The sequence below is a fragment of the Photobacterium sp. GB-210 genome (assembly GCF_003026075.1).
Taxonomy (GTDB): domain Bacteria; phylum Pseudomonadota; class Gammaproteobacteria; order Enterobacterales; family Vibrionaceae; genus Photobacterium.
In genome coordinates, this window is sequence record NZ_PYNU01000071.1 from 1 (window position 1) to 559 (window position 559).

The 559-nt window shown below is 44.4% G+C and carries 3 tRNA genes; all 3 read right to left on the reverse strand.

Annotation, left to right across the window (positions count from 1 at the left end):
• Positions 1 to 228 precede the first annotated feature (228 nt).
• Positions 229 to 304 (reverse strand) — tRNA-Ala (locus C9J38_RS21665).
• 24 nt (positions 305 to 328) lie between these two features.
• A tRNA-Val gene (locus tag C9J38_RS21670) sits at positions 329 to 404 on the reverse strand.
• Between the two features lie 29 nt (positions 405 to 433).
• Positions 434 to 509, reverse strand: a tRNA-Lys gene (locus C9J38_RS21675).
• Positions 510 to 559 lie beyond the last annotated feature (50 nt).

Below are 559 nucleotides of genomic sequence, written 5' to 3' on the forward strand. Positions count from 1 at the left end.
GTTGGTTTTTCGCCGGACTCATTGTTTTGTTTTCACTTTTAAAAAGTGAAAATAAACACAGACACTTGAATGTGTATGTTTTGAGAACTCGTTCTTCTTTCGAAGAACATTTTTAAAATCAATCTATCGATTGAATTTACTAGTCAGCTTTCCAGATTGTTAAAGAGCATTGTGTTTCTATTTAAAGATCCACTTTTTAATCACACTCATAGGAATGTCTTTAGAAAGTGGTGGAGCTAAGCGGGATCGAACCGCTGACCTCTTCGCTGCCAGCGAAGCGCTCTCCCAGCTGAGCTATAGCCCCATATTTTACTTCTTGAGAAAGAAGTGGTGGGCGATACCGGGCTCGAACCAGTGACCCCCTCCTTGTAAGGGAGGTGCTCTCCCAACTGAGCTAATCGCCCTCCGATGTTTTACATCTTTGAGGAGAAGATGGTGGGTCGTGCAGGATTCGAACCTGCGACCAATTGATTAAAAGTCAACTGCTCTACCAACTGAGCTAACGACCCAATTTGCACTTCAAAGAGAAGTGGCGTCCCGTAGGGGAGTCGAACCCCTG